Origin of the sequence: Noviherbaspirillum sp. (genome assembly GCF_035627455.1) — a bacterium.
Classification (GTDB): Bacteria; Pseudomonadota; Gammaproteobacteria; order Burkholderiales; family Burkholderiaceae_D; genus Noviherbaspirillum.
Window position 1 is genome coordinate 1 of sequence record NZ_DASPLS010000072.1, and the last position, 26788, is coordinate 26788.

31 protein-coding genes are annotated in these 26788 nt (G+C 65.6%); 18 read left to right on the top strand and 13 right to left on the bottom strand.

Annotation, left to right across the window (positions count from 1 at the left end):
- From VEC01_RS13950 to gpmA, 3 genes are all read right to left on the bottom strand, one after another.
- The coding region (locus VEC01_RS13950) for a S41 family peptidase (protein ID WP_324901503.1) at positions 1-1415 on the bottom strand (1415 nt) is incomplete at its 3' end.
- A 29-nt stretch (positions 1416-1444) separates the two neighbouring features.
- The gene (locus VEC01_RS13955; protein ID WP_324901504.1) at positions 1445-2869 is read right to left on the bottom strand and encodes a murein hydrolase activator EnvC family protein; all 1425 of its coding nucleotides are present in this window, start codon (positions 2867-2869) and stop codon (positions 1445-1447) included.
- Between the two features lie 9 nt (positions 2870-2878).
- On the bottom strand, positions 2879-3625 hold the full coding sequence (gpmA, locus tag VEC01_RS13960) for a 2,3-diphosphoglycerate-dependent phosphoglycerate mutase (protein ID WP_324901505.1): 747 nt from the start codon (positions 3623-3625) through the stop codon (positions 2879-2881).
- A 160-nt stretch (positions 3626-3785) separates the two neighbouring features.
- Between gpmA and VEC01_RS13965 the strand changes: the two genes are divergently transcribed.
- The 5 genes from VEC01_RS13965 (at position 3786) to VEC01_RS13985 (ending at position 6542) form a co-directional block, all read left to right on the top strand.
- Complete coding sequence (locus VEC01_RS13965; protein ID WP_324901506.1) at positions 3786-4187, top strand: rhodanese-like domain-containing protein; 402 nt, start codon at positions 3786-3788, stop codon at positions 4185-4187.
- Positions 4188-4200: 13 nt separating this feature from the next.
- On the top strand, positions 4201-4464 hold the full coding sequence (grxC, locus tag VEC01_RS13970) for a glutaredoxin 3 (protein ID WP_324901507.1): 264 nt from the start codon (positions 4201-4203) through the stop codon (positions 4462-4464).
- A gap of 74 nt (positions 4465-4538) precedes the next feature.
- On the top strand, positions 4539-5039 hold the full coding sequence (gene secB, locus VEC01_RS13975) for a protein-export chaperone SecB (RefSeq protein ID WP_324901508.1): 501 nt from the start codon (positions 4539-4541) through the stop codon (positions 5037-5039).
- A 29-nt stretch (positions 5040-5068) separates the two neighbouring features.
- Positions 5069-5512, top strand: coding sequence for an SH3 domain-containing protein (locus VEC01_RS13980; RefSeq protein ID WP_324901509.1), 444 nt, complete (start codon positions 5069-5071; stop codon positions 5510-5512).
- 34 nt (positions 5513-5546) lie between these two features.
- Positions 5547-6542 (top strand): NAD(P)H-dependent glycerol-3-phosphate dehydrogenase, encoded by a 996-nt coding sequence (locus VEC01_RS13985; protein WP_324901597.1) that lies wholly within the window; start codon positions 5547-5549, stop codon positions 6540-6542.
- Positions 6543-6591: 49 nt separating this feature from the next.
- On the opposite strand, the gene VEC01_RS13990 is transcribed toward VEC01_RS13985, so the two are convergent.
- Positions 6592-6939: a cupin domain-containing protein gene (locus tag VEC01_RS13990; protein WP_324901510.1), complete on the bottom strand. Its 348-nt coding sequence runs from the start codon at positions 6937-6939 to the stop codon at positions 6592-6594.
- Positions 6940-7231: 292 nt separating this feature from the next.
- Between VEC01_RS13990 and gspG the strand changes: the two genes are divergently transcribed.
- Genes gspG through VEC01_RS14050 form a run of 12 tightly spaced genes read left to right on the top strand, consistent with a single transcriptional unit; the run spans position 7232 to position 18595 of the window.
- On the top strand, positions 7232-7693 hold the full coding sequence (gene gspG, locus VEC01_RS13995) for a type II secretion system major pseudopilin GspG (protein WP_324901511.1): 462 nt from the start codon (positions 7232-7234) through the stop codon (positions 7691-7693).
- Positions 7681-8190, top strand: a complete 510-nt coding sequence (locus VEC01_RS14000) for a GspH/FimT family protein (RefSeq protein ID WP_324901512.1) — start codon at positions 7681-7683, stop codon at positions 8188-8190. The genes gspG and VEC01_RS14000 overlap by 13 nt, the downstream gene beginning before the upstream one ends.
- A 2-nt stretch (positions 8191-8192) precedes the next feature.
- Positions 8193-8579 carry a type II secretion system minor pseudopilin GspI gene (gene gspI / locus VEC01_RS14005; RefSeq protein WP_324901513.1) on the top strand — a complete coding sequence of 129 codons (387 nt, stop codon included), beginning with the start codon at positions 8193-8195 and terminating at the stop codon, positions 8577-8579.
- 2 nt (positions 8580-8581) lie between these two features.
- Positions 8582-9196, top strand: coding sequence for a PulJ/GspJ family protein (locus VEC01_RS14010; RefSeq protein ID WP_324901514.1), 615 nt, complete (start codon positions 8582-8584; stop codon positions 9194-9196).
- Positions 9193-10170, top strand: a complete 978-nt coding sequence (gspK, locus tag VEC01_RS14015; protein ID WP_324901515.1) for a type II secretion system minor pseudopilin GspK — start codon at positions 9193-9195, stop codon at positions 10168-10170. The genes VEC01_RS14010 and gspK overlap by 4 nt, the downstream gene beginning before the upstream one ends.
- Before the next feature lie 43 nt (positions 10171-10213).
- Entirely contained in the window at positions 10214-11464 is a 1251-nt protein-coding gene (gspL, locus tag VEC01_RS14020) for a type II secretion system protein GspL (RefSeq protein WP_324901516.1), read from the top strand.
- A complete protein-coding gene (locus tag VEC01_RS14025; RefSeq protein WP_324901517.1) occupies positions 11461-11961 on the top strand; it encodes a type II secretion system protein M in 501 nt (166 codons plus the stop codon). Before gspL ends, VEC01_RS14025 begins: the two co-directional genes overlap by 4 nt.
- 12 nt (positions 11962-11973) lie before the next feature.
- Positions 11974-12747, top strand: coding sequence for a type II secretion system protein N (locus VEC01_RS14030; RefSeq protein WP_324901518.1), 774 nt, complete (start codon positions 11974-11976; stop codon positions 12745-12747).
- Positions 12744-14948, top strand: coding sequence for a type II secretion system secretin GspD (gene gspD, locus VEC01_RS14035; protein ID WP_324901519.1), 2205 nt, complete (start codon positions 12744-12746; stop codon positions 14946-14948). The genes VEC01_RS14030 and gspD overlap by 4 nt, the downstream gene beginning before the upstream one ends.
- A 9-nt stretch (positions 14949-14957) precedes the next feature.
- Entirely contained in the window at positions 14958-16397 is a 1440-nt protein-coding gene (gene gspE, locus VEC01_RS14040; RefSeq protein WP_324901520.1) for a type II secretion system ATPase GspE, read from the top strand.
- A 12-nt stretch (positions 16398-16409) separates the two neighbouring features.
- Entirely contained in the window at positions 16410-17630 is a 1221-nt protein-coding gene (gene gspF / locus VEC01_RS14045; protein WP_324901521.1) for a type II secretion system inner membrane protein GspF, read from the top strand.
- A 20-nt stretch (positions 17631-17650) separates the two neighbouring features.
- Complete coding sequence (locus tag VEC01_RS14050; protein ID WP_324901522.1) at positions 17651-18595, top strand: type II secretion system protein N; 945 nt, start codon at positions 17651-17653, stop codon at positions 18593-18595.
- 60 nt (positions 18596-18655) lie between these two features.
- Here VEC01_RS14050 and VEC01_RS14055 read toward each other — a convergent pair whose 3' ends face one another.
- The 9 genes from VEC01_RS14055 to dksA form a co-directional block, all read right to left on the bottom strand.
- Positions 18656-18856, bottom strand: coding sequence for a hypothetical protein (locus VEC01_RS14055; RefSeq protein ID WP_324901523.1), 201 nt, complete (start codon positions 18854-18856; stop codon positions 18656-18658).
- 143 nt (positions 18857-18999) lie between these two features.
- Positions 19000-20346: an ATP-dependent protease ATPase subunit HslU gene (gene hslU / locus VEC01_RS14060; RefSeq protein ID WP_324901524.1), complete on the bottom strand. Its 1347-nt coding sequence runs from the start codon at positions 20344-20346 to the stop codon at positions 19000-19002.
- Positions 20347-20382: 36 nt separating this feature from the next.
- Entirely contained in the window at positions 20383-20919 is a 537-nt protein-coding gene (hslV, locus tag VEC01_RS14065; RefSeq protein ID WP_324901525.1) for an ATP-dependent protease subunit HslV, read from the bottom strand.
- A gap of 91 nt (positions 20920-21010) precedes the next feature.
- Positions 21011-22435, bottom strand: coding sequence for an STAS domain-containing protein (locus VEC01_RS14070; RefSeq protein ID WP_324901526.1), 1425 nt, complete (start codon positions 22433-22435; stop codon positions 21011-21013).
- Between the two features lie 266 nt (positions 22436-22701).
- Positions 22702-23223 (bottom strand): DUF3299 domain-containing protein, encoded by a 522-nt coding sequence (locus VEC01_RS14075; RefSeq protein ID WP_324901527.1) that lies wholly within the window; start codon positions 23221-23223, stop codon positions 22702-22704.
- A 46-nt stretch (positions 23224-23269) separates the two neighbouring features.
- The gene (locus VEC01_RS14080; RefSeq protein WP_324901528.1) at positions 23270-23506 is read right to left on the bottom strand and encodes a hypothetical protein; all 237 of its coding nucleotides are present in this window, start codon (positions 23504-23506) and stop codon (positions 23270-23272) included.
- A 20-nt stretch (positions 23507-23526) separates the two neighbouring features.
- On the bottom strand, positions 23527-24750 hold the full coding sequence (locus tag VEC01_RS14085) for an ABC transporter permease (protein WP_324901529.1): 1224 nt from the start codon (positions 24748-24750) through the stop codon (positions 23527-23529).
- Complete coding sequence (locus tag VEC01_RS14090) at positions 24738-25409, bottom strand: ABC transporter ATP-binding protein (protein ID WP_324901530.1); 672 nt, start codon at positions 25407-25409, stop codon at positions 24738-24740. Before VEC01_RS14090 ends, VEC01_RS14085 begins: the two co-directional genes overlap by 13 nt.
- Before the next feature lie 237 nt (positions 25410-25646).
- Positions 25647-26132, bottom strand: a complete 486-nt coding sequence (gene dksA / locus VEC01_RS14095; RefSeq protein ID WP_324901531.1) for an RNA polymerase-binding protein DksA — start codon at positions 26130-26132, stop codon at positions 25647-25649.
- On the opposite strand from dksA, the gene VEC01_RS14100 reads away from it, so the two are divergent.
- Complete coding sequence (locus tag VEC01_RS14100) at positions 26044-26787, top strand: hypothetical protein (protein ID WP_324901601.1); 744 nt, start codon at positions 26044-26046, stop codon at positions 26785-26787. The genes dksA and VEC01_RS14100 overlap by 89 nt on opposite strands.
- Position 26788: the final 1 nt, after the last annotated feature.

The window sequence follows — 26788 nt, forward strand, 5'->3', positions numbered from 1 at the left end:
GGTTCCTTCTTGCTTTCCACGACGCTGGTCTTGGAGGTTTTCACCGGCAGACCCTTGAGGTGGTTCAGCGCCTGTGCCAGCTGGAAGTCGTCCTTGCTGCCGAATTCGAGCGGCTTGCGTTTTTTCTCGAGCGCAGCGATACGTTGAGCTTCTTCCAGTTCATCGATTTTCTGCTTGGCTTCTTCCTTGTCGCGGTCATTGGAAAGATGCTTTTCCAGGTCCGCTTCGCGCAGGCGGAAACCGTTCAGGCCGTCGCCGTCCGGATATTCATCCACCAGCAGGTCAGGCACGATGCCCTTGGCCTGGATCGAGCGGCCGTTCGGCGTGTAGTAGCGGGCGGTGGTCAGCTTGACCGCGGTATCGGCGGACAGCTGGCGGATGGTCTGCACCGAACCCTTGCCGAAGGTCTGCGTGCCCATGATGGTGGCGCGCTTGTAATCCTGCAGCGCGCCGGCGACGATTTCCGATGCCGAGGCGGAGCCGGTATTGACCAGCACCACGATTGGCACCGATTTCACCGCTTCCGGCAGCTTGGCCAGCGGGTCGCTGGAAGCGGTGCGCGAGGAGGTGTAGAACTCGCGGCGCGCATAGAAGGTCTGCTTGGAATCCGGCAGCTGGCCGTTGGTGGAGACCACCGGCACGTCCTTCGGCAGGAAGGCCGCCGACACGCCGATAGCGCCCGGCAGCACGCCGCCCGGGTCGTTGCGCAGGTCGAGCACCAGGCCCTTCAGGTTCGGGTCCTGCTGGTAGATCGCCTGCAGCTTCTTGGCCATGTCTTCGACCGTCGGCTCCTGGAACTGCGACACGCGCAGCCATGCATAGCCCGGTTCGATGATCTTGGACTTCACGCTCTGCACCCGGATCTCCTGGCGCACGATGGTGACGATGATCGGCTTGTCCTCTTCCTTGCGGGCGATGGTCAGCGTGATCTTGGTGTTCGGTTCGCCGCGCATGCGCTTGACCGCCTCATCCAGCGTCAGGCCCTTGACCGGCGTGTTGTCGAGGCGGGTGATCAGGTCGCCGGACTTCAGGCCGGCCTTGAAGGCGGGCGAGTCCTCGATCGGCGAAATGACTTTCACATAGCCGTCTTCCATGCCGACCTCGATGCCCAGGCCGACGAACTTGCCCTGCGTGCCTTCCTTCAACTCCTTGAAGGCCTTCTTGTCGAGATAGGCGGAGTGCGGGTCGAGCGAGGAAACCATGCCCGAAATCGCTTCGGTGAGCAGCTTCTTGTCTTCGACAGCTTCGACGTAGTCCGTCTTGATCAGGCCGAACACGTCGGCCAGCTGGCGCAGTTCCTCCAGCGGCAGGGGCGCGCTGTGTTTCTGCGCGCTTGCTTCAAACTGCATCGATCCTGCTATGCCTGCCACGACGCCCAGACCGATAAGGCCGAAGTTCTTCAATTTACTGCTCATGTCTCACCTGTAGTTATCGATCCCGCCGGCTATCTGGTACTGACCCAGCCGAGGGGATCAATTGCACGGCCCTGGTGCCGCATCTCAAAGTATAAACCCGAATGTTCGTTGCCGCCGCTGTTGCCTGCGCTTGCAATGATCTCGCCCGTCCTGACCGTGTCGCCGGCCCGTTTCAGGACCGCCTGGTTGTTGCCGTAGATGGTCATGTACTGGCCGCCGTGGTCGATGATGATCAGGTTGCCGAAGCCGCGCAGCCATTCCGCGAAGACAACCTGGCCGGTTGCCACCGCCTTGACCTCGGCGCCCTCCGGCGTGCGGATGAACAGGCCCTTCCAGCTCGGCCCTTCGCCCCGCTTGCTGCCGAACCTGGCTACCACGTCGCCCTTGACCGGCAGCCGCAGCTGGCCGCGCAGGGATGCGAAGGCCAGTGCATGACCGTCTTGGACGTTCGCATCCGGTGCGAGTTCATTACGAGTCGTCAATTTGGCTGGCGGCTCGTCATTGTCAATTGCATCAGGATTGTGCGGCGCCGTCTTGACGGAACTCACTTTTTTGTCGGCTTGCGCATCGTTCTTGAGCTTGCTGGCCCGCGCCAGCTGTTCCTGGCGTCGTTTTTCGCGGGCCGCCGCGTCGGCCTTCTGTTGTTCTTCGATCAATTTGGCCAGCTTGTCGACCAGGCCGGCCAGGCGCTGCTCGTCGCGCTCGATGTTGCCGGCTTCCCTGCGCTGGGCCGCCAGCTTGCTCGACAGCTGGGCCAGCAGCGTCGCGCGGCGCGCCTTTTCCTTTTCCAGCTGGGTCTTCTGCTGCCGTTGCTCCTGCGCGATTTCCTCGAGTTCGTCGCGCGCGTCCTGCGCGGCGGCCTTATTGTCCTCGACCGCTTTCATGTTGGCGCGCAACGCCTCGATCAGCCTGGCCTGCGCCTGCGATACATAACCCATGTATTGCAGTTCGCGGTTGATGCGGTTGGGATTGTCGCCGGACAGCAGCAGCTTGATCCGGTCTTCGTTGCCGGCCACATACTGCTCGCGCAGCAGCGTCGACAGCTTTTTCTGCTGTCCGGCGATCGCGCGCGACAGCTTTTCCTGCTCCTCCGCCAGCCGCGCCAGACGCGCTTCGGCGTCGCGCTGCTCGCGGTCGAGTTCATGCAGCGCGCGGTTGGCTTCGGAAATCGCCGCCTCGGAACTGGCCAGCGCGTCGGCCGCGTGGCTTTTCGCCACTTCGGTCTTGCCGATGTCGCGCTTGAGGGCTTCCAGCTTCTGCTGCAGTTCGGCCCGTTCCGCTTCGGCGGCCCGCTTCTGGCGGGTGCGTTCGGAGACCTTGGCGGCGATCGCCGGCGTGGCCAGGATCAGAGCAGCCAGTCCGAACGCCGCGACAAGACCCCAGCCGGCGCCTGTGCGGGGCCGGTCGTCCGGGGGAGATGCGGGATGGGGGCCGGAGCGGCGCAGGAACGGCATCGAAAAGCGTTACTTCGCCTTTCCCTGGCTGGCGACCGCGGCCATCGCCTTGGCGATCGCTTCCTGGTCGCCGAGATAGTAGCTCCTGATCGGCTTCAGGTCCGCGTCCAGCTCATAGACCAGCGGCTGGCCGTTGGGAATGTTCAGCCCGACGATGTCCTTGTCGCTGATGCCGTCGAGGCTCTTGATCAGCGCCCGCAGGCTGTTGCCGTGTGCGGAGATCAGGATCTTGCGGCCGGCGCGGATGGCGGGCGCGATCGACTCGTCCCACGCAGGCATCACGCGCGCGACGGTGTCCTTCAGGCACTCGGTCAGCGGGATCTGTTCCTTCTTCAGGCCGGCGTAGCGCGGGTCGTTGTAGGAGGTGCGCGGATCGTTCGCTTCGAGCGGGTTCGGCGGCACGTCGTAGCTGCGGCGCCAGACCAGCACCTGCTCGTCGCCGTACTGGGCGGCGGTTTCCGCCTTGTTCAGGCCCTGCAGCGCGCCGTAGTGGCGTTCATTCAGGCGCCAGTCGTGCACCACCGGCAGCCACATCAGGTCCATCTCGTCCAGCGTCAGCCAGAGGGTGCGGATGGCGCGCTTCAGCACCGAGGTGTAGCACAGGTCAAAGTCGAACCCGGCTTCTTTCAGGATCTTGCCGGCCTGGCGCGCCTCGTTGATGCCTTTTTCGGTGAGGTCGACGTCGGTCCAGCCGGTGAAACGGTTTTCCAGGTTCCACGTCGATTCGCCGTGGCGCATGAATACGATTTTGTACATGTTGGATATGGGCAAAATAAAGGATTGCAGGATTCGGAATGCGGTTTCGGCTTCTATTTTATAATGGCGGGATTGCTTAGAGGGCATTCCGAACGCGGTAACCGGCTCGTCCGGCCTGTTTCCCCCGTCCAGAATACCCTGTCAACCTTGGAAAGTAACTGTGAAATTTCTTATCGATAATATCTGGCTGTTCGGCATTGCTCTCGTTTCCGGCGGGGCGCTCTTGTGGCCGAGCCTGCGTCGCAGGGGCAACCAGGTTTCCACCTTGCAAGCCACGCAGCTGATCAACCAGGGCCGGGCCGTCATTGTCGACGTGCGCGATCCGAACGAATTCGGCGCGGGTCACCTGCGCGACGCAAAGAACATCCCGCTGGGTGAGTTGTCCAAGCGAATCGGTGAACTGGACAAGTTCAAGTCGAAGTCGATCATCCTCGTCTGCCAGAACGGGGCCCGTTCCCCGAAGGCGGCGAGCCAGTTCAAGAAGGCGGGATTCGGCGAGGTGGCCTGCCTCGATGGCGGCGTTGCCGCGTGGCAGGCGCAAGGCCTGCCGCTGACGAAATGATGGAGCAGCGATCATGACAGCGCATGTTTTGATGTACAGCACCGGCGTCTGCCCTTATTGCGTGATGGCCGAGCGGCTGCTCACGGCGAAGGGCGTGCAGAACATCGAGAAGATCCGCGTCGACCTGCAGCCGGAGCAGCGTGCGGAAATGATGCAGAAGACCGGCCGGCGCACCGTGCCGCAGATCTATATCGGCGAAACCTACGTCGGCGGCTTCGACGAGCTCAGCAAGCTCGATCACGAAGGCAAGCTGGACGCGCTGCTCCAAGGCGCTTAAACTTGGCAATTCTTCCATGAAGGGACGGCGAGCGCCGTCCTTTTTCCTTCTATCCTACATAACGAAAGACGCCCATGTCCGAGCAAAACCAGCAACCCGTGTTCCAGATCCAGCGCATCTACCTGAAGGACCTGTCGCTTGAGCAGCCGAACTCGCCGGCGATTTTCCTGGAGCAGGATGGGCCGAATATCGAAGTGGCGGTCGACGTCGGCGCCGAAGCGCTGGCCGAGACGATTTACGAATCGACCGTCACCATTACCGTGACGGCGAAGATCAAGGACAAGGTGGCTTTCCTGGTTGAAGGCAAGCAGGCGGGCATCTTCGAAGCGGCCAATATCCCGGCCGAACAGCTCGATCCGCTGCTGGGCATCGGCTGCCCCAATATCATTTATCCCTACCTGCGTGCCAACATCGCCGACGCGATCACGCGCGCCGGTTTTCCGCCGGTGCACCTGGCCGAGATCAACTTCGAAGCCTTCTACCAGCAGCGCCTGCAGCAACTGGCCGAACAGCAACAGCAACAGCAGCAAGGCTCGGGCCTGCTGATGCCCGACGGCACCCCGGCAAAACACTAAGAAACGGGTTGTCCATGCAGGGAGGTGTGATGAAAGCAGTGCGCCTGTTCATGCTGCCGGCTGCCTTGCTGGCCGCGGGCGCCGCGCAGGCGCTCGACTACCGTTCCGTCGGCGCCGCCCCCGCGGTGCTGTACGATGCGCCCTCGCTCAAGGGGCGCAAGCTGTTCGTCGCGCCGCGCGGCATGCCGCTGGAAGTCGTGCTCACCTATGGCGAATGGATGAAGGTACGCGACATGGCCGGCGATCTCACCTGGGTGCAGTCGCGGCTGCTGGTGCCGCGTCGCAATGTCGTGGTCAATGCCGCCAGCGCCCGCGTGCGGGCGGCGGCGGAAGAATCGGCGCCGATCGTGTTTACCGCCGACAAGGGCGTACTGCTCGACATGCTCGATCCGGTGACCGCCGGTTGGGTCAGGGTAAGGCACCGCGACGGCCAGAGTGGCTTTGTGCGCGCAACCGAAGTCTGGGGCGAGTAAGGTGCAGACCGCCACGCCCCGCCCGCATCATCCCCTGCATATCTCCATCCTCGGCGCAGGCGCCTGGGGAACCGCGCTCGCCATCCTGCTCGCGGACCGCCATCGCGTCATGCTGTGGGGGCGCGATGAAGGCGCGATGCGCAACGCCGCCGCCACGCGCGAGAACAGTGCCTACCTGCCCGGTTTTGCGCTGCCCGCGGGCCTGCAGGCCACTTCCGATTTTGACGCCGCCGTCGCCCATGTCGCCGGCAGCGGACTGCTGATCGTCGCCTCCTCTGTGGCCGGGCTGCGCCCGCTGGCGCAGCGGCTGCAGGGCAGGCCGATCCCGAACCTGGTCTGGCTGTGCAAGGGCCTCGAAGAAAAAACCCGCCTGCTGCCGCACCAGGTGGTGCGCGAGGTGCTCGGTGCGGACCTTCCGCACGGTGCGCTCTCCGGGCCGTCCTTCGCGCAGGAGGTGGCGCAGGGCCTGCCGTGCGCGCTGACGGTGGCCTCCGCCGCCCCGGCGCTGCGCGAATGCGTGGTCGGCGCGGTGCACGGGCGCAGCATGCGGGTGTATTCGACCGACGACCTGACCGGCGTCGAAGTCGGCGGCGCGGTGAAGAACATTCTTGCGATTGCCACCGGCGTCATCGACGGCATGGGCCTGGGACTGAATGCGCGCGCGGCGCTGATCACCCGCGGCCTGGCCGAGATCACCCGGCTTGGCGTGGCGCTCGGCGGCCGGCCGGAAACCTTCATGGGCCTGACCGGCGTCGGCGATCTCATCCTGACCTGTACCGGCGACCTGTCGCGCAACCGCCAGGTCGGGCTCGGCCTGGCGCAAGGCAAGAAACTGGATGCCATCGTCGCCGAACTCGGTCACGTGGCCGAAGGCGTGCGCTGCGCGCAGGCGGTGCGGGCGCTGGCGGCCGATGCCGGCATCGAGATGCCGATCTCGAACGCGGTGGCGGCGGTGCTGTTCGACGGCGATTCGCCGCGCGCGATGGTCGAGCGGCTGTTGTCGCGCGACCCCAGGGACGAGGCGTCCTGACACCGGGCCTGTGCCCTGTTATAAAACAGGCCCTGGCGGCCTCTGGTCACTAGTGCGTCACCTGCGGGTCATCCTTGCGCAGCATCGTCATCAGCGCCGACGCATTTTCCAGCGCATAGAGCGCATACGGCGTATTGCCCTGGATATAAAGCAGTTCGCCGGCGCGCAGGTTCTGCGTCCGGTCGCCGGCCTGGACCTCGATCGTTCCCTCTATGCACTGCAGCGTGATTTCCCCCGGCACGTGATGTTCCGGGATGGATTTTCCCTTCGGCAGCACCAGCCGCATCACTTCGACATCATCGGTTCGCACCAGGGCGATGGAAGCGGCGTCGGCCAATGCCGGGCCGAGCGGGTGGATATCGATGATGTCGCCGGGAGCTGGACGGGGCAGGGACATGGAAACTCTCCTTTTTTGCGCATCGGCACGGACTGCCGTTGTCAGAAAGACTGCTCGCGGCACCGGTTTGTTCCGGCACCGAATTGCTTGCGCATGGGAACCGCAGTCCCTGCAGCCTGTCTCAAGCCCAGCATCGGGCAATGCCGCAAGCAAGCGGCGCACTAACTCTTTCCCGCCCCGGCCGTATTTCTGTCGTGCCATGTCAAACCGGCGACCTTGCCGATCTGGTAAGTTCTGCATGCCCGATGGCCTTATACTAATAGTTTCTTTGTCATTATCCGAAAACGAGTTCATGCATACATACGCTTCCTCTTCCCGCCGCGCCCGCGCCGGACTGGTCCAGCGCGGCTTCACCCTGATCGAGATCATGGTGGTGGTGGTCATCATGGGTATCCTGGCCGCGCTGGTCGTGCCCAAGCTGATGGGACGCGCCGACGACGCGCGCATCACCGCAGCGCGGCAGGACATCGCCACGCTGATGCAGGCGCTCAAGCTGTACAAGCTCGACAACCAGCGTTATCCGACCACCGAGCAGGGCCTGCAGGCGCTGATTGCGAAGCCGACCAGCGGTCCGGCCGCGAACGGCTGGAAGCAGGGCGGCTACGTCGACAAGCTGCCCAAGGACCCGTGGGGCAGTGCCTACCAGTACCTGTCGCCGGGCGTGAAGGGCGAGGTCGATGTGTTTTCCTTCGGTGCCGACGGCCAGCCCGGCGGTGCCGGCAACGATGCAGACATCGGGTCGTGGGATCTGTAATCACCGCATCCGCCGCGCGCGCGCGCACTTCGACGCATCGCGCCGCGCGCGGCTTCACCCTGCTTGAACTGCTGGTGGTGCTGGTCATCGCCGGCATCCTGATCGGCATGGTCGCCTTCAATGCGATGCCGGGCGAACGCCAGGTACTGCAGGGCGAAGCGCAGCGCGTGGCACTGCTGCTGCAGCTGGCGCGCGACGAGGCGATCGTGCGCAACCGGCCGATCGCCTTCGAGGCCGATTCCGGCGGCTACCGTTTTCTCATGCGAGACGGCAACAAGTGGCAGTCGATCACCCAGGACGACTTGCTGCGCGAGCGCGAATTCAAGCGCGCGCCGGTGGCGGTATCGGTTGCGCCGGCAAGTGCCGCCGAGACCGACCCCATGCGCATCGTGTTCGGCCGCGAACCGGTCGACAAACCTTTCGTCCTCACTTTTTCCGCCGGCGACGCCAGCGTCGCAATCCGCGCCGACGGCGTCGGCCATTTCACGGTGGAGTGACCATGCGCCGCCCACTCTCCCTTTCTCGCCACGCAGCCGGTTTCACGCTGCTCGAAGTGCTGGTGGCGCTGGTCGTGGTGGGCACGGCGCTGGGCGCGAGCCTGCGCGCGGTCGGAAGCCTGACGCAGAACAGCAGCGGCCTGCGCGCATCGATGATGGCGACCTGGTCGGCGGAAAACCGCCTCGCGCAGATCCGGCTGGCGCGCGAATACCCCGCGCTCGGCAGGCGCAGCTTCGCCTGCCCGCAGGGCGAGCTGCGCCTGACCTGCGAAGAAGAAGTGTTCGTCACGCCGAATCCCTTCTTCCGCCGCGTCGAGGTCAGCGTATTCGAGGACGACAACCCCGGGCGCAGCATCATCAAGCTGGCGCAGATCGTGTCGAGCCAATGATCATGGATACCCGGCGCCGCGGCTTTACCCTGGTCGAACTCCTGGTGGCGATTTCGGTGCTCGCCATCGTCGCCGTGCTCGGCTGGCGCGGGCTCGATACCATCATCCGTTCGCGCGCCGCGCTGAACGAGGAGCTGGAGCAGACCCGCGGCTTGCAGCTTGCGTTCGCGCAGATGCAGGCCGACTGCGGCCGCATTGCCATGAAGGAAGATATCGGCGGGCGCAGCATGCTTTTGGCGCAGCCGGGGCGGCTGACGATGGTGCGCATGGTATTCGCGGAAAACCAGCCTGCGCGCGCGCAGGTGGTTTCCTACCGCATTGCTGACGGCGTGCTCATGCGCCGCGAGTCGGTGCCGACGCGCAACCTGCGCGAACTCGACGCGGCGTGGATCGAGGCGCTGGGCCCGAGCACGAAAGCGCCTGCGGTGGTGTTGCACAACAATGTGAGCGAGATGGCGATCCGCACCTGGGCCGGCGGCAACTGGCGGCCCGCCGGCGCGGAGCCGGTGCAGAAGCCGGGCGGCGGCGTCGAGGAGCCGACCGGGGTGGAAGTGTCGTTGCGCCTGCGCGACCGGCCCGCCAGCCTGGTCAAGATTTTCCTCTTGGGGGCGGCATGAAGCGGCGCACCGCATCCCGGCAGCGCGGCGTGGCGGTGATCACCGCACTGCTGCTGACCACGCTGGCGGTCACCATCGTCGCCAGCCTGTTCTGGCAGCAGCAGGTGCAGGTGCGCTCGATCGAGAACCAGCGCCTGCAGTTGCAAAAGCAATGGATCCTGCGCGGCGCGCTCGACTGGACGCGGTTGATCCTGCGTGAGGATTTCCGTACGAAAAAGACGGTCGATCACCTGGGCGAACCCTGGGCGGTGCCATTGGCGGAAACGCGCCTTGACCAGTACGTGGACAAGGACAGCGCGAGCGATGCGCCGGACGCCGCATTGTCCGGTGGCATCGTTGACGCGCAGGCGCGCTTTAACCTGAGGAACCTGATCCAGAACGGCAATGTGAATGCCGGCGAGCTTGCGGCATTCACGACGCTGCTGACGCTGCTGCAGGTCAATCCCCAGTTGGCACCGGCAACTGCGGCGCTGATGCAGTCGGCGCAGCCGAAACCGGTTTCCGGCTCCGGCACCGGCACGCCCCCCGCGCCTGCCGCGCCTGCCGCGCCGGCGGACAACGCTGCTCCGTTGCCGATGGACATCCAGCATGTGGACGACCTGCTGGCGGTGCCGGGCTTCACGCCGGAAATCCTGGCGAAGATCAGGGACTACGTGATCGTGCTGCCGAAGGCGACAAAAATCAATGTCAACACTGCGCCGGCGGAAGTGATCGCAGCCAAAATTGCTACACTGTCGCTGTCCGACGCGTCGGCACTGGTTGCTGCAAGGCGAAACCGGTTCTTCGAGCGCAACGAGGACCTGAGGCCATTCCTGCCGCGCGCCGAATTGAATCTCGACGGAATCGATTACAAGACCGGATACTTTCTGGTCAACGGGAATGTGAGGATGAACCGCGCCGGCATGGAGATGCAGGCGCTGCTGTCCCGCGCAGACAACGGCGCGACCTCCATTCTCTGGATACACGAATACTAGGGCGGCGCACGAACGCCGCCCGCCAAAACAAGAAAGAGAGACCTTGAGCACACTGTATATCCGCCTGCCGTCCCATCTTGCCGCCGAAGGCCTGCAACCGGGCGTGCCGCTGTACTGCCAGTATGCCGTCACCGGCAACGCCGGCGCGGTGGAACGGGATGGCGTGGCAGCGCTGCCGGACATGGCCGAGCATGTGAAGAAGGCGCAGCGCGTCGTGTTGCTGCTGGCCGCAAGCGACGTCACCCTGCTGCGCGTGAAAATGCCGCCGCTGTCCGGCGCGAAGCTGCGCGCCGCACTGCCCAACCTGGTGGAAGACCAGTTGATGAGCGATCCGGCGGAATGCGTGGTGGTGGCCGGCGAGATGCATGCAGGCGTGCGCACCGTTGCCGTCGTCAGCCGCACGTGGATGGAGCTGCTGAACCGCACCATGGTCGCGCTCGGCGCGCGCCGCGTCGTCGCAGTGCCGTCGCAGCTGTGCCTGCCGCATCAGGCCGACGCCGCCACCGCCGCCGTGTCCGAACACGGCACCGACATCGAACTCGCGGTGCGCCTTTCGGAGCAGGAGGGACTTGGGCTGTCCGTCGTCGCTGACCAGCCCGAGTCGGCAGCGTTCGAAGCGATGCAGTCGCTGGCGGCCGTGGTGCCCACCGGTGCGATCGTGCTTTACGTGCCGCAAACCCGCGAGCGCGACTACCAGGAATCGCTGCACATCGCGCCCGCGCTGCAGGAGCGCATCACCTTGCAGGCCGACAGCTGGCAGCGCTGGACCGGCAACGCGGAGCGTACCGGGCTCGACCTGATGTCCGGACTCGGCGCCGCCGCCGGGCCGCAGTTCAACTGGCGTCCCTGGCGCTGGCCGCTGGTGCTCGGCACCTTACTGCTGCTGATCAATGTCATCGGCCTGAATGTCGACTGGCTGCGCATGAAGCGCGAAGCCGAAGCGTTGCGCAACGGCATGACCCAGACCTACAGGAATACGTTCCCGAAGGACCCGGTGATCGTCGATCCGCTCGCGCAACTGCGTCAGAAACTCGCCGGTGCGCAACGCGAATCGGGCCAGCTCGCGCCCGACGATTTCCTCGCGCTGGCCGCCGCATTCAATGAAGCCTGGGCCGGCACCGGGCAGGGCAAACCGCCGGTGGGCGGCCTCGAGTACCGCGAGGGCACGCTGACCGTGAAGCTCAAGCCGGGCAGCCAGGTTACTACCGAGCAGCTGGCCGGCGCACTCAGTTCGCGCAACCTGGCAGTCACCCAGCCCAAGCCGGAAATCTGGGAAATCAGGAGCGCGAAATGAACGGATTGAAACAAGCACTGTCCGCGTTCTGGGGCGAACGCAACAAGCGCGAGCAGAACATGCTGATCGCCGCCGTCGTGGTGATCCTGGTCGGCCTGGTCTATGCGTTGCTGATCGATCCCGCGCTGTCCGGCCGCGCCGAGCTCGAAAAGACATTGCCCGCGCTGCGCCAGCAGGGCGCCGAAGTGCAGGCGCTGGCAAAGGAGGCCGGCGCGCTGTCGGGCAAGACGGCCGCGGCGCCGCCCGCAATGACCCGCGAGAGCCTGATGAACTCGCTGGCCAGGAAAGGTTTGAAGGCGCAGAACGTGACCGTGAGCGGCGAGCTGGCAAGGGTGCAGCTGAATACCGCGTCGTTCGCCGCGACCACCGAATGGCTGAATGAAATGCAGCGCACCGCGCGGCTGGCGGTCGCGGAGGCGGTGGTGGAGGCGAATCCGGAGCCGGATTCGGTCAACGCCAGCTTCACGCTGCGCCAGCAGCGCGGCGACACCCGCTGAGGGGCCGACCCGGTGCGCCGACTCGTGATATGGTTGCTGGCGGGCGTCTTCGTCGCGTTGCTGACGGTCGTGGTCTTTTGCCCCGCCGCCTGGATGGCGGTTGTGGTGGAGCGCCAGACCAACGGGCGACTGACGCTGGGCGATGCGCAGGGTTCGCTGTGGCGCGGCTCCGCCTTCATCGGCGGCGCGCCGAGCGGGAGTGATCCGGTCACACCCTTGCTGCCGGGCAGATTTTCCTGGCGGCTATCGCCGCTGGCGCTGCTGGGGCAGGTCGACCTGACGCTGGAAAACCCGGACGCGCTGTCGCAACCGGTGCAGATCACCGGCAGCTGGCAGCAATGGCAGGTGAGCGCGGCATCGGTGGCATTGCCGGCGGAACGGCTGGTTGGCCTCGGCGCCCCGCTGAACACGATCCAGCCCTCCGGGCAGATGCGCCTGACGTGGACGCCGCTGCAGGTGACACGGCAGGGCGATGCGCTGGAAGTGGCGGGAACGACGACCCTGCACATGGACGACATCGCGTCGCGCCTGTCGCCGGTGAAGCCGCTTGGGGCTTACCAACTGATAATGGATTGGCGCGGGCAACAGGCGCAAATGGCGTTGACATCGGTCAAAGGGCCGTTGCTGTTGAGTGGTAACGGTACGCTCGCGAATGGAAGATTGCAGTTTTCCGGGAAGGCAGAAGCGGAAGCAGGACAGGAAGAAAGGTTGGCAAATCTGATGAATTTGCTGGGACAACGCCGAAGAGAAGGCGACAAGAATGTTATCGCGCTAGAGTTCAAATGACAAAAAATCGATCAGCAGAAACATTGCAACGTCCGGCAGCACTGCGCCGGCTGGGAGCGGCCGCCGTGCTGCTGTGTGCGATCGCCGGCACGCCGACTGCCTGGACCCAGGATCCTTCGGCCAGCCAGGCGACGCTCAATTTCGTCGGCGCCGACATCGAGTCGGTGATCAAGGCAGTGGGCCACTACACGCGCAACACCTTCATCATCGATCCGCGCGTGAAGGGCACCATCAACCTGGTGTCGGAAAGGCCGGTCACCAAGGCGCAGGCGCTGCAGATGCTGACCTCGGCGCTGCGCCTGCAAGGCTTCGCGGTGGTCCGCTCGGAAGGCTTCCTGAAAGTCGTGCCGGAGGCCGACGCCAAGCTGCAGGCGGGTCCGACGCAGCCGAACGAAGTGCGCGGCGACCAGATCGCCACGCAGATCTTCCGCCTGAACTATGAATCGGCCAACAACCTGGTGCAGATCCTGCGCCCGCTGATTTCGCCGAACAACACCATCAACGTGAACCCGGGCAACAACAGCATCGTCATTACCGACTATGCGGACAACCTGAAGCGCCTGGGCAGAATCATTTCCGCGCTCGACTCGCCGGCGACCGGCGACATGGACGTGGTGCCGGTGCGGCATGCGATCGCGACCGACATCGCGCTGATGGTCAACCGGCTGCTCGACCAGGGGCAGGCGGTGCCGGGCGGCGATGCCGGCCGTACCACGGTGCTGGCCGATGCCCGCACCAATTCGCTGATCATCCGCGCGCCCTCGGTGGCGCGCGCCAACCTCGCCAAGTCGCTGATCGCCAAGCTCGACCAGCCCACGGCGCAGCCCGGCAACGTGCACGTGGTATACCTGCGCAATGCGGATGCGGTGCGCCTGGCGCAGACGCTGCGCGCGGTGGTCGCATCGGATGCATCGGCGCAGGGCGCCAACCAGCCGCAGCAGCAGCCGGCGCAGCCGCAGGCGCAGCAGGCGGCCGCGCAGCAGGGCCAGCTCGGCCAGGGCGCACTGAACACGCAAGCCCCGCCGGTGGCATTGCCGACCGGCGGGCCGGGCGGCTTCATCCAGGCCGACGCCGCCACCAATACCCTGATCATCACCGCCAGCGAGTCGGTGTACCGCAACCTGCGCGCGGTGATCGACCAGCTCGATGCGCGCCGCGCGCAGGTGTACGTGGAATCGCTGATTGTCGAAGTGTCGGCCGACAAGGCCGCCGAACTCGGCGTGCAGTGGCTCGGGCTGTCCGGCGATGCGACCAGCCGTTACCGCGTCGGCGGGGGCACCTCGTTTTCCACCGGCGGCAACAACATCGTCAATCTCGCAATCGGCAACGGCCAGGTCGCGCCCGGCCCCGGCCTGACGCTCGGCGTGTTCCGCCAGATCAACGGCGACCTCACGCTCGGCGCGATCGCGCGCGCGCTGGAAACCGATGCCAAGGCCAACATTCTGTCGATCCCGAACCTGATCACCCTCGACAACGAAGAGGCGCGCATCATCGTCGGCCAGAACGTGCCCTTCATCACCGGCCAGTACACCACGCAGGCGTCCGGCGGCGCGGCCGGCGTCAATCCGTTCCAGACCATCGAGCGCCGCGATGTCGGCCTGTCGCTGCGCGTGCGGCCGCAGATTTCGGAAGGCGGCACGATCAAGCTGCAGATCTACCAGGAAACCTCCTCCATCCGCGACACCGCCAACACCGCCGGCATCATCACCAACAAACGTTCGATCGAATCGAACGTGCTGGTCGACGACGGCCAGATCATCGTGCTCGGCGGCCTGATCGAAGAGCAGTTGCAGGATGGCGCGGAAAAGGTGCCCGGCCTGGGCGACATCCCGGTGGTCGGCAACCTGTTCAAGTACCAGACCCGCAAGAACACCAAGACCAACCTGATGGTGTTCCTGCGGCCGACCGTGATCCGTACCGCCGAGCAGAGCAACAACGTGGTCACCGACCGCTATGAATACATCCGCGGCGTGCAGTCCGCGGCGCAGCCGGCGCCCAACATCCTGCCCTACGGCCAGACACCGATGCTGCCGCCGCTGCAGGGCGGCCGGCCGGCGGGACCGCCGCTGCTGAACGCCGAACCGCGCACGCCCGCCGGCATCGATCCGCGCAATCCTGCCGGCACCGTGGACAATCCGCCGCCCACCGTGCCGGCGCCCGCCCCGCTTGCACCGCAACCGGGGCAGAACCAGCCAAGATAGAAGAGAGCAATGAGTATTGTAATGACCGACGCCCGCCTGCTGCCTTACGCGTTCGCGCGCGACCACGCCGTGCTGGCGCGGCGCAGCGAGGTGTCCCACAACGCCATCGAGGTTTGGGTATCCGAGGCGACCGCGCCTTCCGCCATCGCGGAAGTGTCGCGCCGTTTCGGCCGCGTCAAGCTGAAATCCCTGCCGCGCGACGAGCTCGAAGCGGCGATCGCGCGCACCTATGCGAACTCCACCGGCGACGCCGCCCAGGTGGTGGACGAGGTCGAATCCGACCTCGACCTCGCCAAGCTGATGCTGGACATGCCGGCCATCGAAGACCTGCTGGAGTCGGCTGACGACGCGCCGGTGATCCGCATGATCAATGCGCTGCTCACGCAGGCCCTGCGCGAGGAAGCGTCCGACATCCATATCGAGCCCTTCGAGCAGGTGTCCGTGGTGCGCTTCCGCGTCGACGGCGCGCTGCGCGACGTGGTGCGGCCGAAGAAGGCGATCCACGCGTCGCTGATCTCGCGCATCAAGATCATGGCCCAGCTCGACATCGCCGAGAAGCGCTTGCCGCAGGACGGCCGCATCACGCTGCGCGTGGGCGGCAAGCCGGTCGACGTGCGCGTGTCCACGCTGCCCACCGGGCACGGCGAACGCGCGGTGCTGCGTCTGCTCGACAAGGAAGGCGGACGCATGGACCTGAGCCATCTCGGCATGAGTCCCGAGGTGCAGGATACCTTCGACCACCTGATCAGCCAGCCGCACGGCATCGTGCTGGTCACCGGCCCGACCGGTTCCGGCAAGACCACCACGCTGTACGCCGCGCTCACCAAGCTGAATGCGCCGGCGACCAACATCCTCACCGTCGAGGACCCGATCGAATACGAGCTGCAAGGCGTCGGCCAGACCCAGGTCAACCCGCGCATCGACATGACCTTCGCCAAGGCGCTGCGCGCGATCCTGCGGCAAGACCCGGACATCATCATGATCGGCGAGATCCGCGACCTGGAAACCGCGCAGATCGCGGTGCAGGCATCGCTCACCGGCCACCTGGTGCTGGCGACGCTGCATACCAACGACTCCGCTTCCGCCGTCACCCGCCTGCTGGACATGGGCATCGAACCCTTCCTGCTGTCGTCCTCGCTGCTGGGCGTGGTCGCGCAGCGCCTGGTGCGCAAGCTGTGCCCGCTGTGCCGCCGCCACGACGGGCAGCATTGGCATGCGGTCGGCTGCGACAAGTGCGGCCATACCGGCTACCAGGGACGGGTCGGCGTCTATGAATTGCTGGTGACGACCGACGAGATCCGCTCGCAGATCCATGACCGCGCGTCCGAAGCGGAGATTCGTGCCGCGGCGCAGCGCAACGGCATGCGCACGATGCGCGAGGACGGCGAGCGCTGGCTGGCCGACGGCACCACCACGCAGGCCGAACTGCTGCGGGTGACGAAAGAGTAAGGACACAGAATCATGCCGGCATTCCGCTACGAAGCCGTCGACGACGCGGGCGCGACCCGCAAGGGCGTGGTCAACGCCGACAGCGCACGCGCCGCGCGTTCCGACCTGCGCTCGCAGGGCCTGGTGCCGATCGCGGTCGATGCGATCGCCGCCCAGGTCGATGAACTCGGCCAGGCGCGCCGCAGCCTGTTCGGCGACCGCCTGTCGACCAACGAGCTCGCGCTGTTTACCCGCCAGCTCGCCAGCCTGCTGGAAGCCAGCCTGCCGCTGGAGCAGGCGTTCACCGCGCTGCTGGAACAGGCGGAACGCCCGTATGTGCGCGACCTGGTCGCGTCGGTGCGGGCCGAAGTGATGGGCGGCTCTTCGTTGTCGGATGCGCTGGCGCGCCATCCGCGCGATTTCGCCGACATCTACCGCGCGCTCGTCGCATCCGGCGAACAGATCGGCCAGCTGTCGCGCGTGCTGTCGCGCCTGGCGGACTACATCGAGCGCCGCAACGCACTGGTGCAGAAGGTGCGGCTGGCCTTCACCTATCCGGCCATCGTCACCGTGGTCGCATTCTCGATCGTGATCTTCCTGCTGGCCTATGTGGTGCCGCAGATCGTGTCGGTGTTCGCCAACACCAAGCAGAAGCTGCCGATGCTCACCGTCATCATGCTGGCGATTTCCGATTTCGTGCGCGCCTACGGCTGGCTGGTCGCCATTGCGCTGGCCGGCGCTTTCCTGGCCTGGCGCGCCGCGCTGAAGAATCCCGACATCAAGTTCCGCTGGCACCGCTGGCTCTTGAACGCGCCGCTGTACGGCAAGTTCGAGCGCAGCCTGAACACCGCCCGCTTCGCCAGCACGCTGGCGATCACCACCGGTTCCGGCGTGCCCATATTGCGCGCGCTGCAGACCAGCCGCGACACGCTGTCGAACGTCGCGATGCGGCAGCAGGTGGAGGAAGCGACCACCAGCGTGCGAGAGGGCGTGGGCCTGGCGCGCGCGCTGTCGGCGCACAAGCATTTCCCGCCGATGCTGATCCACATGATCCGCGCCGGCGAAGTGACGGGCGAACTGCCGGCGATGCTGGAGCGCGCGTCGAACACCCAGGAGCAGGACCTGGAGCGCCGCGCGATGACCATCGCCGGCCTGCTCGAGCCGGCCCTGATCCTGGTGATGGGCGTGGTGGTGCTGCTGATCGTGCTGGCGGTGCTGATGCCGATCATCGAGATCAACCAGCTCGTGCGCTAGAAAAGAAGAAAAGGAATGGAATGAGGCGCCTCCCGCTACTTGTGAGTTTCCTGCTGTTCATCGCGCTGTGCGCGTCGGCGGCCTACTGGGCAATGCAATTGTTCAAGCCGCCGCTGCGCCCGGTGGCGGCGCCGCCGCGCGCCGCGCAGGCCGAGATACGCGCGGATGCCGCCGCGACGCTGTTCGGCAGCCGCAGCACGGGCAGCGCGGCGGTCGCCAGCAATTACCAGTTGCGCGGCGTGATTTTCTCCGGCAATCCGCGCGACAGCGTGGCGATCATCAGCATCGACGGCAAGCCGGCACAGGCGATCCGCGCCCGCGCCGAACTGGCGCCGGGCGTGACCATCAAGGAAGTGCATCGCGACCATGTGCTGGTGGACGAAGGCGGCGGCACCAAGCGGGTGGAGCTGCCGGAAAGCGCGAAGGGGCTGGAAGGCATCGCCGCTGCGCCGACGCCGCCGTCCCCGGTGCCGCGCGCGGTCCCGCCGCCGCCCCCGCCACCGGCGCCTCAGCCGGGGCAATTGCCGGGTGCCGCCATGTCCACGCGCGCGCAGGCGGCCGCGCAGGCTGCGGCCGCGGCGCAGACCGGTGCGCCCGGCCAGCAGCAATACATACCGCCGGGGTCACCTGCGGTGCAGGCGCCGCAGCCGCCGGCCGTGCCCGCGCCTGCCGCACCACCAGTGCCGGGGCAGCCGGTGCCCGGCCAGGCGCCGCCACCGGTGAACACCGCGCCGCCAGTCAGCGGCGTGAGCCCGGCGGTACCCCAGCAGGTGCCGCAAGCCGGCGCCGTTCCTGCCCCGCCGGGCGCGATCCCCGGGAACGTGCCGGTAGCGCCGGCAGCGCCCGCGCCGCAACTTCCGCCTTCGATGGGTATCCCGCCGCAAACCACGCCACCGGCGGCCGCCGTTCCCGGCGCACCGCAGGTGCCCGGCGTACCGGGCACGCAACCGCCGACCGGAAGGTAAGGCGCCGCGCCGCGCGCAGCAGAGGCCGCGGCGGGCAAAGTGGGGCACCCCGGCCGGGGATCAGCTTTCTTCCGTATTGCCGAGCGCCTTCTTCAGCAGTCGTTCATGCAATTGACGTTCGGTACTGCTGCCTTTGCGGTGCGTGCCGGCGACGCGCTGCTTCGCAGCGAGCGCGATCGGGTTACGCGGCTTCAATGCACGCTGCGCCGGTTCGACCCGGATGATCATCTTCTGTCGCTTCGCGAGTGCCTTGTTTGCCATGATATGGTTGTGAAAGGAGCGGTTTCCTGATCCTTGCCGCCGGCCGCGGTCGCAACGCGCGAACCGGTGTTCATCTTCCCGCGCCGCCAACCAGGGCATGCGCCTGCCGCGCGGCACATGCACGCCGGCAGGCGCGTAATGCACTACAGCACGTAGCGCGACAAGTCCTCGTTCACCGCCAGCGCGCCGAGCTTCTCGTCGACATAGGCCGCATTGATCGCCACCGTCGTGTCGGTCGCATTCGTGGCGGAGAACGACACCTCTTCCAGCAGTTTCTCCATCACCGTGTACAGGCGGCGCGCGCCGATGTTCTCGGTCTTTTCATTCACCGAGAACGCGATCTCCGCGAGGCGGCGGATGCCGTCCTCGGTGAAGTCGATCCGCACGCCCTCGGTGCCGAGCAGCGCCTCGTACTGCCGCGTCAGGCAGGCATCGGTGCTGGTCAGGATGCGCTCGAAATCGGCGATCGACAGCGACTCCAGTTCGACCCGGATCGGGAAGCGCCCCTGCAGTTCCGGAATCAGGTCGGACGGCTTGGCCAGATGGAAGGCACCCGACGCGATGAACAGGATGTGGTCGGTCTTGATCATGCCGTACTTGGTATTGACCGTCGTGCCTTCCACCAGCGGCAGCAGGTCGCGCTGCACGCCGGCGCGCGACACGTCGGCGCCGCCGACCTCGGAGCGGCTCGCGATCTTGTCGATCTCGTCGAGGAACACGATGCCGTTCTGCTCGACGTTGGCGATCGCCTTCTGCTTCAGCTCGTCCTCGTTGACCAGTTTCGCGGCTTCCTCCTCGATCAGGAATTTCATCGCTTCCTTGATCTTCAGCTTGCGCTTTTTCTTGCGCGACGCGCCCAGGCCGGAAAACATCGACTTGATCTGCTCGGTCATTTCCTCCATGCCCGGCGGCGCCATGATTTCCATGCTGGGGCCGGCGTCGGCCACTTCGATCTCGATCTCGCGGTCGTCAAGCGCGCCCTCGCGCAGGCGCTTGCGGAAGGTCTGGCGGGTGGTGTTGCCGGCGGGCGCGTCGGCGTCGCCGCCGCCCGGCGACGCGCTGAAGCCGAAGTCGCGCGGCGGCGGCAGCAGGATGTCGAGCACCCGGTCTTCGGCGGCGTCTTCGGCGCGCGTGCGCACCTTGCGCATTTCCGATTCGCGCGTCTGCTTGATCCCGATGTCGACCAGGTCGCGGATGATGGTGTCGACGTCGCGGCCCACATAGCCGACCTCGGTGAACTTGGTTGCCTCGATCTTGATGAAAGGCGCATCGGCCAGCTTTGCCAGGCGGCGCGCGATCTCGGTCTTGCCGACGCCGGTCGGACCGATCATCAGGATATTCTTCGGTGTGATCTCATGGCGCAGCGGTTCTTCCACCTGCTGCCGGCGCCAGCGGTTGCGCAGCGCGATCGCCACCGCGCGCTTGGCGCGGCCCTGGCCGACCACGTGCTTGTCGAGTTCGGAAACTATCTCTTGCGGAGTCATGTTCATGATGTCGTGCCTGATGTCGGTGCGCGCTGCCGCGCGTTATTCGAGGGTTTCGATGGTGTGCGACAGGTTGGTGTAGATGCACAGTTCGCCGGCGATGGTGAGGGCTTTCTTCACGACTTCCACCGGCGTCATCTCGGTGTTTTCGATCAGCGCCTTCGCCGCCGACTGCGCGTAGGCGCCGCCGGAACCGATCGCGCCGATGCCGCCTTCCGGCTCCAGCACGTCGCCGTTGCCGGTGATGACCAGCGTCGATTCCCTGTCCGCCACCAGCAGCATCGCCTCCAGGCGGCGCAGGATGCGGTCGGTGCGCCAGTCCTTCGCCAGTTCGACCGACGCGCGCATCAGGTTGCCCTGGTGCTTTTCCAGTTTCGCCTCGAAGCGCTCGATCAGCGTAAACGCATCGGCGGTGCCGCCGGCGAATCCGGCCAGCACCTTGCCCTGGTACAGGCGGCGCACCTTGCGCGCGCTGCCTTTCATCACGATATTGCCCAGCGTTACCTGGCCATCGCCGCCAAGCGCGACGAGATTGCCGCGACGTACGGACAGGATGGTGGTGCCGTGAAACTGTTCCATGCTTTCCCCTGTGGACTGGTATTCCTCCGCAGATGAGGGCGCGGTGAAGGATTACAAGGCGGGATGCTGCATGCGGTCGGGCCGCCGCAGTTCAGTTTTTACGGGGAAGGATGCGGGCGATGTCTTTCAGCCCGATCACATTGAACAGTTCCGCAACGAGATGATTGACATGATGGAACTCGATCGTCTTGCCGACGCTGCAAAACGGCGCCAGGCCGGTCAGCAACCGGCTGGCGGAGCTGAAGTCGACGCGCTTGAGCTGGGTGCAGTCGATGATCGCCGGGCTGTGCTCGTCGGAATAGGCGGCGATCGCCACGATCAGGTTGTCGATGCGGCCGTCCACCACGGCGGGCATCATGAAGCCCTCGGCCGGCGGCGCCTGGTCGGGCGCGGCGGCGGTGGTCACCTTGCTCTCGGGCGCCACGAATGCCGGCGGCGAGACTTCGAAGGTGACGCAGTAGTCGATGCTGACTTCCTCGAATTCCTTTTCCCGGTTCAGGAGCCTGAGGATTTCCATCAGCAGCAGCCAGGAATCCTCGGTGTCCTCGCGGCGTCCGACCTCGACGATGGCGCGAATCTTGTCGGCCAGCTCGGGCGCGCCGACCAGAACCAGCGCATGCCCGGTCTTCTGCAGCGTCTTCAGCAGCCCCAGCAGAAGCTTGCAGCCTTCCGGCGTGGCCTTGGTGACGCGGGCGAACTCCAGGCGCAGCACACGGTAGTTTTCCCCCAGCTTCAGCGCGCGGTCGACCTGCTTGACGCAGGACGCGTCGAGGCTGCCGGAGAACGGCACCGACGGTGTCGCCCCCGGTGCCGCCGCGGCGTCGGGCGTGTCGTCGTGCCCTGTGTCCCATGCGGGCGGCGAGGTCTCGAACTTGCTCGCGTAATCGATCGACAGGTTTTCGAACTCCTGCTTCTTGCCGGTGATCTGGTACAGGTCGAACAGCATCCACCACGCGTTGCGGGTGACGTCGCCCAGCATGTCTTCTTCGATTGCCGATTTCAGCATCTGCTCGACCAGTTCATTCTGGCCGTTCGCATACAGGATGGCCGCTTCCTCGACGACCGCTGTCGCTTCGGAGGCCGGCGCCGCGAGGTCGAAGACGGCGCTGTGGCCGTCCAGCAGGAAGGCGGTGGTGGTGCCGTCGTCCTGCTCGGCCGGCTGCATTCGCGCCGGTTCCGCGGCGGGTTTGCCGGCGCCGGTGCGCGGTTTTTCCCGTGCCGCAGGTGCGGCGGGTGCTACGGCTGGCGACTTCGACGGCGCCGTTTTCTTCTGTGTGGGGACCGGGCGCGGCGGGTTGGTCGGCACATTTACGAATTCCGACGACATCTCCGATTCGATCGCATCGATCTTCAGTGCCGTCGCCAGCGCGGCCTGCGCGTCGCGCTTGACGGCGGGCGCGCGGGACGCGGTGTTGCGCGCGGAGCCGGACGGGGCGGACTTTGAACGAGAAGCGTCCTTCTCGGCGGGCTTTGCCTGCCGACGGTCCTTCTTCCCGAAAAGCGAAAAAATCCCCACGATATTCCTGCCCCGATTATTTTTTCTGCTCCGCGAACGCGGAGGCGCGCTGCCAGCGCTTCTATCCTTAAGGTAACACAAATGGAAGCCGGGCTGGCCATTCGCGCGGCGGGATGGTGAGGTTTGTCAAACGGCAAAGCGTCGCGACGAAACGCGACTTGTCGGCGCTGCAACATGCAGTGTGCGACGCAGCATGGCCGGCACGCGCCCATTAACGGGAGCGGCCCCGCCCTTTGGTGCTCCCGGGCCGCGCGCTTTGTCGCGACCTACTTGCCCGACACCGGCGCGGCGTCGTTCAAGCGGTAGTACAAGCCCATCGGGTCATCTTTCAATACCGTCATCTTGCCGGAGAGGATGACCGGATCGAAGGTGAACTTCACCGGCGTTTTCGATTTCACTTCGATCACCCCTTCGGGACCTGCCGGCAGGCAGAACGAGCAGGCCTGCGGGCTCAGCGAGATCAGGAAATGCTTCTGCTTTTCGCCGGGTTCGAGCGGCATCATGAAGCCCTGCACCTTGACTTCCTTGTCATTGAGCGCGGTGATCTCCTTCGAGAACTCCGGCAGGATGCGGTCCTTGGTCTTGATCTGCTTGACCTTGGCCAGCGTGTCCCAGGACACCACGCCCTTGATCTCCGGTAGCGGCTGCATCGGCATCGGCGGGGCATTCGGCGGCGGGACGTGCCCGCTTATCGGCGCCCCCTGGGCGGGGGGGACCTGCGGCGCGGCGAATGCCGTGCCGGATGCGGCCAGCATGGCGATGACCAGTAGTGGCAAGGATGTCTTCATGAGTCGTCCGAAAAAGTTGATCCGGGCACGGCAATTCTAACGTTGCCTAGTGCTTGTGTCTGGCGCCGCACAGCTTGCCGATCGCGAGACCCTTGCATGCTTTTGCCAGTTCGGCATGACACGCTTCTTCGTCCTTGCCCGAGGCGAGGCACTGCGCTGCCGCTTCATGTGCTGCGGCGATCGCCTTGTGCTGCTCGATCAGGGCTTTCCTGTGGGCGGGATCTTCCTTGGCCTGCGCGACCAGCGCTGTTGCGGCCAGAACTAAGGACAGCAGGTGTTTCAAATCGTTCTCCCTGGATTCATTCAACGCGACAAGGTTGTGGCGATATCTGTGAGATAGGCGCGCAACGCCGGCAACAACGCGGCTGCGAGGCCGACTGCGAGTGCGACCGGCACCAGCCATGCTTCTGCCGGCGCCACATGCAGGCCGGTGAGCGACAGGCCCCGGTCATCGGAAACCAGACGGCCGAGAATCTCCAGCGCCGCATGCCCGGCAAGCCAGCCCAGCACCGCGCCGGCGCCCGCCAGCAGCAGGCCCTCGACCAGCAGCAAAGAAAGCAGCTTGCGCGGCGGCGCGCCCAGCGTGCGCAGGATGGCAAGATCCGTCTTGCGTTCTTCCAGCGCGCTGTAGAGCGCGACAAACATCGACAGCGCGGCCGACAGCAGCATGATGGCGGCGATCCCGCGAAGTACGTCGACGCCCACGCCAAGCATGCGGAAGAGCTTGGCGGATTCGAAGGCGGGCTGCGCGGCCTGCAGTTCGGGTTGGGCGTTGACGGCGCGCGGCAGCATTGCCGCCGCCAGCGGAGATGCGTACTGGATCAGCAAAGACGTCAGCTCGCGATCCGCGTCCATCGCCTCCTTTGCTTCCTCGTCGTTGGGATCGATGCCGTGCGCTGCTTCGTGCACCTGCCACACCGACTCCACCGGCGTCAGCACAAGCCGGTCGAGGACGGACCCGGTCGGCCTGAGGACGCCGACCACCTCGAACGGCTGGTCGCCGTGGCCGTCGCTGTCGCCGTTACCCCCCAGGCCATGCGATCCGACGAATCGCGAGCCGGCCGTCAGCCCTGTCGTTGCGGCGGCGTGAGCGCCGAGGACGGCCTGCATTGGACCGTCGAACATCTTCCCCTGCGCGATTTCGCCGCCGTAGTGTGCGACGTACTCCGTCGTGGTGCCGACGATGCGGAATCCCTTGAAGCTGTCGCCCAGCGCCAGCGGAATCACTTTCTTCACCAGCCGGTTCTGCTGCAGCTGCGCCTGCGCCGCCAGCGGGATGTTCCCAGTCGGAATGTCGACGTGGTACACCGACGACAGGATCAGCTGCAGCGGCGAGCCCTTGGCGCCGACCACCAGGTCGATACCCTGAGCATCGCGCAAGGCATTGTCCTCGAGTTGCTGCGATGCCGACAGCACGAAGGACATCATCGCTACGCCGACCGCCATCAGCAGCAGGTTGACTGCCGTCGTCAGCGGTTTGTGGCGCAACGATTTCAATGCCAGCGCGAACGCGTTCAACCGGGGCATGCCGCCTCCTTCGCGGGGGCCTGCAGGCGCAGCACCTTCGCGCCGGGCAGGGCGGCCAGCACACGCGCGTCATGGGTGGCGATCACCAGCGAGGCGTCGTTGGCTTCCGCCTGCGACGTCAACAGGCCGATTGCAGCCGTACAGGATTCGTCATCGAGATTCGCGGTCGGTTCGTCAGCCAGCAGCAGCGCCGGCTGGTTGAACAGCGCGCGGCCGATCGCCACACGCTGTTGCTGTCCCTGGCTCAGCTGATGCGGCTTGGCCGACGCCTTGTCCGCCAGCCCGAGCGTGTCCAGGAGCTTGTCGGCACGTGTCGTGTCCGCCGCGCGACCAATCGCATAAGCCGGCAGCAGCAGGTTTTCACGCACCGTGAGGCTGGCCACCAGCGCCAGTTTTTGCGGCAGGAAGCCGACGGTCGCGCCGCGCCAGGCATCGGCGGCGCGCGGCGACAGGGCAGCGAGGTCGGTGCCCGCTACCCGCAGCGTGCCTTGCTGCGGCGTGAGGATGGCGGCGATCAGGTGCAGCAGGGTCGATTTGCCGCAGCCTGACGGGCCGAGGATGACCGCATGCTCGCCACGGGCGAGCGAGAATGCCGGCACCGACAATTGCGCGCCGGCGGCATTCGGATAGCGGTAGGAGAGTCCGGAGAGTTGCAACATGGTTGCATTGTACCGTGGACGACGGCCGCGTTGCAGCAGCGGATTCGCGGCCCGGCGCGTGGAAACGCGGGAAAAATGGAGCGAAACGGGAGCGAAAAGAATGGGGTGGAAAAGAACGGGGGCTGAAAAACGGGCTGAAAAGCGCCGGTCCGCAAAGAGCGGGCCCAAAAAGCAAACAAGCGCACGACGGATCGTGCGCTTGCCGGCGGCGGAACGGGGCGGCCTGCGCTGGCCGGATCAGTCCCCGTACAGCTTCTGCTTCAGTTCGCGGCGCTGCTGGGCTTCCAGCGACAGCGTTGCGGTCGGACGTGCCAGCAGCCGCGGAATGCCGATCGGTTCGCCGGTTTCTTCGCACCAGCCGTATTCGCCGGCGTCGATGCTGGCGATCGCCTGCTGCACCTTTTTCAGCAGTTTGCGTTCGCGGTCGCGCGTGCGCAGCTCCAGCGCATGTTCTTCCTCGATCGTGGCGCGGTCGGCCGGGTCCGGCACCAGCACGGTTTCGCGCAAGTGCTCGGTCGTCTCGCCGGCGTTCTTCAGCAGGTCGCGTTCCAGCTGCTGCAGGCGCGCCTTGAAGAAGGCCAGCTGCGCCTCGTTCATGTAGTCCTTGTCGCTCATCTTGAGGATTTCCTCTTCGGTGAGCACTCTGCCCTCAGCGGGGGCGGCGGTCGGTTTAGTTGTTTTGGTAGCCACTTCGCTTACTTTCGAAACTACGGGTTTTTCCATTTTAGCTGTTAACCCGGCGCTTGCATTGCTGCTGCTCATGGGCGCGCCGGATGTCTCCTTGGAACTCGAGGCCGAAACCGTGGTTTTTTCCACCGGCTTCGCTGCTGTTGCTCCCTTTGGCGTGTCGGGCGCGGTGCTTTTTGCTGCAGCTGCACGCGCGGCGACGGGTACGGTCTTCTTGGTGGTTGCCCCCTTGGCGCTTGTTTTTGCCGCCGGTCCGGCGGCGGATGTCACATTACTTTTTACCGTGGTTTTACCTTGTTTGGCAATGGATTTCGCTGCGGTCGACGCGGTCTTCGCGGCTGGCTTGCGCGTACCTGAAACTGTCTTTGCAAGCTTGTTCGCGACGGTATTGAGGGTGGCCTTCGCAGCGCCTGGAGCGGCAGTCTTGCCCTTGGCCGGGGCGGCGGTTTTTGCCGCTGTCTTGCTGACGCTCTTTGCCGCTGCGCTCTTGGTGGCGGATCTTGTTACGGTTGCGTTCATGGCTCCCTCTATGAATGAACAGCCCGATATGCTCGATCCTTGCCCCGAAAACCGTCTCCTACCGTTTCCAGGCAGGGTTGGATACCATCGGGCGCCGCGCGACTTCAGTCGACGCATCTTGCCAAACGACTACCTCCACTGCTTGAATCTACATCAAAGACATTGCCATTAGT

Coding starts and splice junctions, on each gene's coding strand:
- VEC01_RS13955 (WP_324901504.1), bottom strand. CDS start 2,869: ATGCCGTTCCTGCGCCGCTCCGGCCCCCATCCCGCATCTCCCCCGGAC.
- gpmA (WP_324901505.1), bottom strand. CDS start 3,625: ATGTACAAAATCGTATTCATGCGCCACGGCGAATCGACGTGGAACCTG.
- grxC (WP_324901507.1), top strand. CDS start 4,201: ATGACAGCGCATGTTTTGATGTACAGCACCGGCGTCTGCCCTTATTGC.
- secB (WP_324901508.1), top strand. CDS start 4,539: ATGTCCGAGCAAAACCAGCAACCCGTGTTCCAGATCCAGCGCATCTAC.
- VEC01_RS13980 (WP_324901509.1), top strand. CDS start 5,069: ATGAAAGCAGTGCGCCTGTTCATGCTGCCGGCTGCCTTGCTGGCCGCG.
- VEC01_RS13990 (WP_324901510.1), bottom strand. CDS start 6,939: ATGTCCCTGCCCCGTCCAGCTCCCGGCGACATCATCGATATCCACCCG.
- gspG (WP_324901511.1), top strand. CDS start 7,232: ATGCATACATACGCTTCCTCTTCCCGCCGCGCCCGCGCCGGACTGGTC.
- gspI (WP_324901513.1), top strand. CDS start 8,193: ATGCGCCGCCCACTCTCCCTTTCTCGCCACGCAGCCGGTTTCACGCTG.
- VEC01_RS14010 (WP_324901514.1), top strand. CDS start 8,582: ATGGATACCCGGCGCCGCGGCTTTACCCTGGTCGAACTCCTGGTGGCG.
- gspK (WP_324901515.1), top strand. CDS start 9,193: ATGAAGCGGCGCACCGCATCCCGGCAGCGCGGCGTGGCGGTGATCACC.
- VEC01_RS14025 (WP_324901517.1), top strand. CDS start 11,461: ATGAACGGATTGAAACAAGCACTGTCCGCGTTCTGGGGCGAACGCAAC.
- gspD (WP_324901519.1), top strand. CDS start 12,744: ATGACAAAAAATCGATCAGCAGAAACATTGCAACGTCCGGCAGCACTG.
- gspE (WP_324901520.1), top strand. CDS start 14,958: ATGAGTATTGTAATGACCGACGCCCGCCTGCTGCCTTACGCGTTCGCG.
- gspF (WP_324901521.1), top strand. CDS start 16,410: ATGCCGGCATTCCGCTACGAAGCCGTCGACGACGCGGGCGCGACCCGC.
- VEC01_RS14050 (WP_324901522.1), top strand. CDS start 17,651: ATGAGGCGCCTCCCGCTACTTGTGAGTTTCCTGCTGTTCATCGCGCTG.
- VEC01_RS14055 (WP_324901523.1), bottom strand. CDS start 18,856: ATGGCAAACAAGGCACTCGCGAAGCGACAGAAGATGATCATCCGGGTC.
- hslU (WP_324901524.1), bottom strand. CDS start 20,346: ATGAACATGACTCCGCAAGAGATAGTTTCCGAACTCGACAAGCACGTG.
- hslV (WP_324901525.1), bottom strand. CDS start 20,919: ATGGAACAGTTTCACGGCACCACCATCCTGTCCGTACGTCGCGGCAAT.
- VEC01_RS14075 (WP_324901527.1), bottom strand. CDS start 23,223: ATGAAGACATCCTTGCCACTACTGGTCATCGCCATGCTGGCCGCATCC.
- VEC01_RS14085 (WP_324901529.1), bottom strand. CDS start 24,750: ATGCCCCGGTTGAACGCGTTCGCGCTGGCATTGAAATCGTTGCGCCAC.
- VEC01_RS14090 (WP_324901530.1), bottom strand. CDS start 25,409: ATGTTGCAACTCTCCGGACTCTCCTACCGCTATCCGAATGCCGCCGGC.
- dksA (WP_324901531.1), bottom strand. CDS start 26,132: ATGGAAAAACCCGTAGTTTCGAAAGTAAGCGAAGTGGCTACCAAAACA.